The following is a 7,437-nucleotide window of genomic DNA, read 5'->3' as shown; positions in this document are numbered from 1 at the left end:
ATACAATTGCTCTTATTAGGGATACTATACCCATTTGCGTTGGCATAATATTCCTATAGCCTGTTATCTATCAGATAGCACAACAGATTAAGTTATGACATCCTTATGTTTTATTATTGCATATCTAGTAGCTTATTTCCTAAAATCAAAAACACACTTGAAGTCCATGTAAATGCCTTATCTCTTAGCCCTTCACCTGTTTCCGCATTAAAATTCTCAGCCATACCACTACTATTAGCCATCTCAACAAATCTTTTGCTAATGTCCTTAGCAAAATCATATTCTCCTACTCTACAAAGTCCATCAACAATAAGCATAGTAGCTGGAGCCCAAATTGGACCTCTCCAGTAACCATCCTCTTTATAGTATTTACTTCTTAAGCTTTCCGTTGCTAGACCATGCTTAGTCAAAAATCTTCCCTCTTCCTTTAACCCATCAACCAGATTGTCGATTATATTTTTAGGAAGCATGTTACCCAGTATAATTGGTATAAACATAATTAAGCTATCTCCGTCAAACTCGTCTTCCATTATGTTGTCTTTTCTAGGTACAAATTTTTTCCCTGTCCAAAAATAATCTAATAGTCTTTTTAATGATTCCTCTACTCTATCTTCCCAGTATATTTGCAGTTTTTTATCTTTAAGCTTGTTTGCTATATTTCCTAATGTTTTCATTTGCAATATAAGAAAAGACAATAAGTCTGGACTTTTTAATGGTACTCCCTTACTAAAAATTGTACTATTATCCCATCCAGCATCGTTACCATGACTATAAGAAGGAATACTTGAATCATCGATAGTTGTATACCTAAACCAGTATTCAGTCCATTTGCTTAAAGGTTCATATAGCTGTTTCAATTTTTCTTTATCAAAAAAGTCTGGCCTGTATTCAATCATATAATCTATAGCCCATCCATGTATTGGAGGCTTTGTGCAGCTAAAGTATTCAAACTTATCATTCACAAAGTCGGGTAAAACACCACTTTCATCTTGAATATCAAAGAAAATCATTAATTGATCCCAAGCAAGCTCAGGATTTTTATGAACTAATGCCATAGCGTTAAAGCAGTGGTCCCAGCTCCAAATGTTTGTCATCCAGTTTTTTGACATGTACATAGCAGGTCTTGTTAATCTTCCTTCACTCGGAACAACACACGACCAAGTAATGTAGCTAGCTATTTTTTTCCCTTCTCTATACTTCTCAGGTAACTTCAAAGTTTTTTCATTCCACTCTCTATACTCTCTTTTTATATCTTCTAACACTTCGAGATAAGATTTCGTGTATTCTTTTTGTTTCCATACTGTTTTAAACTCCTCTATTACTCCATTAAAGGAGCTGCTTTTATTCTCTGGAAAAAGTTCTATAATAGCATATTTTGAGTGGGAGGTGTCCCATGGTGCATCAACTCTTAAATGCCCCTCAAATGAAGTTATCATAAACTTTATGTCATATGTAAAATTATTAACTCTACACCTGTTTTTATTCAAGTTCATTACATTATCATAGCTATGTGTTTCCATGCTAAGTCTAAGTCCAATGTTTTCTCCATATACCCTTAATTCCGACTTATTTTCTATACAAAAACAGATTTTCCCTTCATCTGCCTCTAATATCAATTCAACTTCTGTCATATTTACACTATATGGAATTACCTCTCCATTTTCGTTTATAGTTTGGATTTTGAAGATTTTACCGTATTCTTCATTCATATCTCCTCCACGAATAATTCTTATATAAAGCTCGTTTTTATCATCTCCCCAAATAGGAGAGATTGTTATAAAAGAACCATATCTGCTAAAAGGTATTTTAGTTATATCTAGCATACTAACCTATCCCCTCACAATAATATAAATTATATTTCTCAATGAAATTATTTCTAATTATCAAAATCATATATTTTCTATTTTTTAACTCTATCTATAAATAAACGCTATGCGTTTGTCGAATTAACAGAAAGTATTTTAACTATCTTATTAGTATAATTACACCAGTTATGTGGTGTATTGGAATTAATATGAATACTATCTCCAGGATAAATATCATGTCTTTCATTTTCAATAAATATAGTCAATATACCTTCTAATACATAGATAAACTCTTCTCCATTATGTGTATACGGAGTAATAACTTCATCAGTATATGTTGGGAGTATAGTTTTCAAAACAGGAGTAAAATCCTTGCATTCAATGTTATTAGCTAAGTCATGATGTATGAATCTGCCGTTTTCAACTAATGTCACTTCTTGCTCGTAACTACGAATAATTCTCTTATTGTTCACTTTTGCGGCAGAAAAAAAGTATGATAACTCTACACCCAATGCTTCTGCAATGTTCCCTAAAGTTGATATCGCAACAGAAGTAAGTCCTCGTTCAAGCTGTGATATATATCCTATAGATAAATTTGTCTTTTCACTTAGGTCCTTCAAAGTTAGATTTTGAGACGTTCTTAATTCTTTTATTTTATTACCTAGCTCTTTTTCCATCCCTTACACCCCTTATTTCTAAAATACTATGCTGTTATAAATATGCCTTTAGTTCTTGTACGCCAAGCATTAAAAACAATCCTTATGCGGTTTAATTATATTATACTATAATATCTAACTTTTTTTAATATTTCTAAATTTTTTTTACTTATATATAACTTGCTTAATATTCATGAATTTTCATGTCTATGTTTATTGACACATAATAGAATTTGTTTAGAATAAAATCAACAGAATAAAACAAAATATAATTAGAATCTATAATTAGGAGTGATAATGATGAAAATAATAGGATATTTTAGTGAAATAAGCGCTGCTAATAAAACTGTTGAAAAGCTCAAAAACTTAGGATGTGTTAATGCTATCGTAGATATTAATGATCATTATATTGGCAATAGAAATATTAAAACTAATCTTGCAGGCACAGAGCATTCTGAAAGTCTTTCTGATTTAGTCTTAAACTCTGGTTCAGATGACATAGATAGAAGCAAATCTTCTTTATCAGCTTCTAACCCTATGGTAAGTGGATTCGGAAGATTTGAGGAAATAACTGATATTAATTATACGGTAATTGCTGAGTGTGAAAAAGAAGAGTTACAAAAAGTAAAAGAAGTTATTCATCAAATGGGGGGAGAGTTAGATGACCCAAATGTCAGTAGATATAAAATGATATCTGATTCTGATGTTGTATTAGAAAAAGCAATTAATAAAATAGATAGAGATATAAACATTTAATTTTTACAGTATAAATAATAGGACTCTTTACTATAAAAGGAGATACTACCAAGTATATAGATAGCATCTCCTTTTATAAAAACTTATATTAGCTCACTTGAGATATATCAAACTGACTATAGTATAGATTTGCATAGAATCCAGCCTTTGCAAGTAATTCTTTATGAGTGCCTTGTTCAATAATATCACCATTATTCATTACTAGGATTATATCAGCATCACGTATTGTGGATAGCCTATGAGCAATTATAAAGCTTGTGCGGTTTCTCATAAGGTTATCCATTGCTTTTTGAATCTGCACTTCAGTTCGGGTATCAACTGAGCTTGTAGCCTCATCAAAAATAAGAATTCTTGGGTCTGCAAGTATTGCCCTTGCAATTGTAATCAGCTGCTTTTGTCCTTGTGATACATTTGTAGCCTCTTCATTTAGTATCATATTATAACCGTTTGGCAAGGTGTGAACAAAGCTATCTACATGTGCTGCCTTTGCTGCAGAAATAACTTCTTCATCTGTTGCGTTAAGACGACCATAGCGAATATTTTCCATTATACTGCCATTATAAAGCCATGTATCTTGTAAAACCATTCCAAACATTGAACGTAAATCATGGCGAGTAAAGTCTCTTATATCGTGTCCATCAACCATAATTGATCCTTCATTTATGTCATAAAATCTCATTAATAATTTAACTATTGTAGTTTTGCCTGCACCTGTTGGTCCTACTACTGCAACCTTCTGTCCTGGTTTAATTAAGGTTGAAAAGCTATTTATGATCATATTATCATGATTATATCCAAAGTATACATTTTCAAATTCAACTTGCCCCTCGACATTATTAAGTTTTACAGGATTAGTAGCATCAAGTACTTCTTCATCTTCTTCTAAAAATTCAAAAACACGCTCAGCAGAAGCAGCCGTTTGCTGAAGTATATTGGATATATTTGCAATTTGAGAAATGGGTTGCGTAAATTGGCGTACATACTGAATAAACGCCTGCACATCACCAACTTCTATTATTCTCTTAGCTGCCAGATATCCTCCCATAATACTTACTGCTACATATCCTAAATTTCCTACAAAATTCATAAGAGGCATCATGATACTTGTTAAAAACTGAGATTTCCATGCAACTCCATAAAGCTTATTGTTTAGAGCATCAAATTTTCCAATACTTTTCCTTTCTCCATTAAAAGCTTTCATCACAATATGCCCGCTGTACATCTCTTCAACGTGGCCATTTACATTTCCTAAATAGTCCTGCTGTTGCTTAAAAAACTTTTGAGAACGCTTAACAATAAACATAATGAGCATCATTGATACAGGGATTATTCCTAATGCAATTAAAGTCATTCTCCAGCTTATTGTTAGCATCATAATAAAAACACCTATTACAGTTGTCACTGATGTTATGATTTGACTTAAGCTTTGGTTTAGTGTTTGCCCGAGAGTATCCACATCATTAGTAACACGCGATAATACCTCTCCTTGATTTGTACTATCAAAATATTTAAGAGGCAGACGATTAATTTTTTCAGATATATCTTTTCTAAACTGATAACTTACCTTCATTGAAACACTAGACATTATCCAACCTTGAATATATCCAAACAATGAGCTTAATAAATATAGTCCTAATAAAGATATGATTATCCTACCAATATAATCGAAATCTATATTGCCTGTACCTGTAATTTTAGCTAAGACGCCTTCAAATAGCTTAGTAGTTGCATTTCCTAAAATCTTAGGTCCTACTATAGAAAAAGAAGCACTAGCTATTGCAAATATTAGCACAGCGATTATTGAAAATTTATAAACACTTAAATGCTCAATCAATTTTTTCATCGTGCCTTTGAAATTACGAGCTTTGTCACCGCCATGCATCATACCTCTAGGACCATGCCCCATACCTCTTTGCCCTACAGCAGTGCCACGAGGGTTGTTTTTCTTGCTGTTATTCTGGCTCATGCTAATTCCTCCTTTGAAAGCTGTGATAAGGCAATTTCTTGATATGTTTTGCAATTTCCCATAAGCTCTTTGTGATTACCTATACCTACTATCTTACCCTCATCGAGGACTATTATCTGCTCAGCATTCATAATGGTTGAAACACGCTGCGCAACTATTATGATCGTGCTTGATTTAGTTTTTACTTTTAAAGCTTTTCTAAGAGCTGCATCTGTCTTAAAATCTAGAGCAGAAAAACTATCATCAAAGATATAGATTTGTGTTTTTTTCATTAATGCACGTGCAATAGATAATCTCTGTTTTTGCCCTCCAGATACATTAGCTCCTCCTTGAGATATTTCTGTTGAAAATCCGTCTGGTTTCTCCATGATAAATTCCATAGCCTGTGCAATTTCTGAAGCTTCTTTTAAATCATCATTAGAAGCATTTTCATTAGCATACTTTAGATTTGACTCAATAGTACCGCTAAACAATGTACTTTTTTGAGGTACATAGCCTATTCTATTTCTAAGTTCATATTGGGTAATTTCTCTAACATCAACACCATCAACAAGAAGCTGACCATCTGTTACATCATAAAAACGGGGAATTAAATTAACTAATGTAGTTTTTCCAGACCCTGTAGAGCCAATAATAGCTGTAGTTTGCCCTGGTAATGCTTTAAAGCTTATATTTTTTAGCATATCTTCTTCAGCTCCATGATATCTGAAGGAAACATTCTTAAATTCAACTACCCCTTCTATATCTTTATTAAACTTCTTAGGATTTTGGGGATCAATAATTTCAGGTTCAGTATCTAAAACTTCAGCTATACGTTGAGCTGCTACAGAAGCCCTTGGTATCATAATAAACATAAATGACATCATTAAAAATGCAAATATAATCTGCATTGCATACTGCATAAATGCCATCATATCACCTACTTGCATGCTTGAATTAGCAATCTGATGGGCTCCTACCCAAACTATTAACAGAGTTATACCATTCATTATAAGCATCATAGTCGGAAACATAACGACCATTATACGATTAACAAAAAGATTAGTGTCAGTAAGATTTTTATTAGCTTCATCAAACCTCTTTTCTTCAAATCTTTGAGTATTAAATGCTCTTATAACCATCATCCCTGAGAGATTCTCTCTAGTTACTAAATTAAGTCTGTCTATAAGCTTTTGGATGATCTTAAACTTAGGTAATGCAGTTAAAAATACAATCGCTATTAAAACAAAAAGCGCTATTACAGCTACAGCTATAATCCATGACATAGATGGACTTTTACTTAAAGCTCTTATTACTCCACCCACACCCATAATTGGTGCATAGAAAACCATTCTTATCATAATAACAATAAGCATTTGTATTTGTGTAATATCATTGGTAGTTCTTGTTATAAGTGAAGCAGTAGAAAATTTATCTAATTCTGCTTTTGAGAAATTTTCTACTTTAGTAAATACACTTTTACGTAAATTTCGTGATAAGCCTGCTGCTGTTCTTGAAGCAAGAAAGCCAACTCCAACTATACAAGCCGCACTGATAAGTGAAATTAAAAGCATTATTATTCCAGTACGAATAATATATCTGTTTTGTATTTGATCTGTATTCATTCCTAATGTTTCATACTCAGCTTTTACAGCGCCAGTAGCTGCTTGAATAATCATTTTATCTCCTAAAACAGTAAACTTTTTGTTCATCTCATCACTGATTTGAGTTCTTTGATCTTCAGGTAATTTTTTAAACGAGCTAAATAGATCTGTATTAGCAGGAATTTTAGTGTCATTGAAATCAATAACCCCATCTGTTGCGTCATCTTTCATCTTATCAATACCTAAAACAGCAAGGAATGCTTTACCTATTATAGGATTTAATTCATCAATTTCAGACTGCTCAGTATTTTTTAGAACATAAATAGGCTGATTAACCAAATTGGGATAATGACTAACATACATATCATAATCTGAATTTGATTTGTCGATGAGAGTATATCTGTCTAAGACTTTATTTTTTTCATTCTCATTCATGAATATAGTCAATTTATCCATCTGTTCCTGTCGTATTGCTTGAGGTACAGCATTTTCAATTCCGCCTTGTTGAATACCAACATTTACTATATTAGACATATAATCTGGAAGTGATAAATCAGCCATTGCTTGTACGAATAATAGAACAACTGCTGCTATAATAAATCCAATAAATGGCTTCAAATATTTAACTAACTTTAACATAGTTCAACCTACTCCTAACTAATTTATATAAT

At 32.3% G+C, this 7,437-nt stretch carries 5 protein-coding genes; 1 reads left to right on the top strand and 4 read right to left on the bottom strand.

Translation table 11 applies throughout. The features are described from left to right. Positions 1 to 113: 113 nt before the first annotated feature. Positions 114 to 1,823 (bottom strand): amylo-alpha-1,6-glucosidase, encoded by a 1,710-nt coding sequence (locus tag HNR33_RS19880; RefSeq protein ID WP_429086996.1) that lies wholly within the window; start codon positions 1,821 to 1,823, stop codon positions 114 to 116. A 107-nt stretch (positions 1,824 to 1,930) separates the two neighbouring features. Continuing rightward, on the bottom strand, positions 1,931 to 2,482 hold the full coding sequence (locus HNR33_RS19875; RefSeq protein ID WP_429086993.1) for a helix-turn-helix domain-containing protein: 552 nt from the start codon (positions 2,480 to 2,482) through the stop codon (positions 1,931 to 1,933). Positions 2,483 to 2,761: 279 nt separating this feature from the next. Between HNR33_RS19875 and HNR33_RS19870 the strand changes: the two genes are divergently transcribed. After that, positions 2,762 to 3,217 (top strand): hypothetical protein, encoded by a 456-nt coding sequence (locus tag HNR33_RS19870; protein WP_429086991.1) that lies wholly within the window; start codon positions 2,762 to 2,764, stop codon positions 3,215 to 3,217. Between the two features lie 88 nt (positions 3,218 to 3,305). Here HNR33_RS19870 and HNR33_RS19865 read toward each other — a convergent pair whose 3' ends face one another. Together HNR33_RS19865 and HNR33_RS19860 are read right to left on the bottom strand one after the other, a co-directional pair. Then, entirely contained in the window at positions 3,306 to 5,183 is a 1,878-nt protein-coding gene (locus HNR33_RS19865) for an ABC transporter ATP-binding protein (RefSeq protein ID WP_429086988.1), read from the bottom strand. Then, entirely contained in the window at positions 5,180 to 7,405 is a 2,226-nt protein-coding gene (locus HNR33_RS19860; protein WP_429086985.1) for an ABC transporter ATP-binding protein, read from the bottom strand. The genes HNR33_RS19865 and HNR33_RS19860 overlap by 4 nt, the downstream gene beginning before the upstream one ends. Positions 7,406 to 7,437 lie beyond the last annotated feature (32 nt).

Source organism: Brassicibacter mesophilus (assembly GCF_050433385.1).
GTDB lineage: Bacteria > Bacillota > Clostridia > Tissierellales > Proteiniboraceae > Brassicibacter > Brassicibacter mesophilus.
The sequence above is the reverse complement of the archived record's forward strand: the minus strand, read 5'-3'. Positions and strand labels throughout refer to the sequence as shown.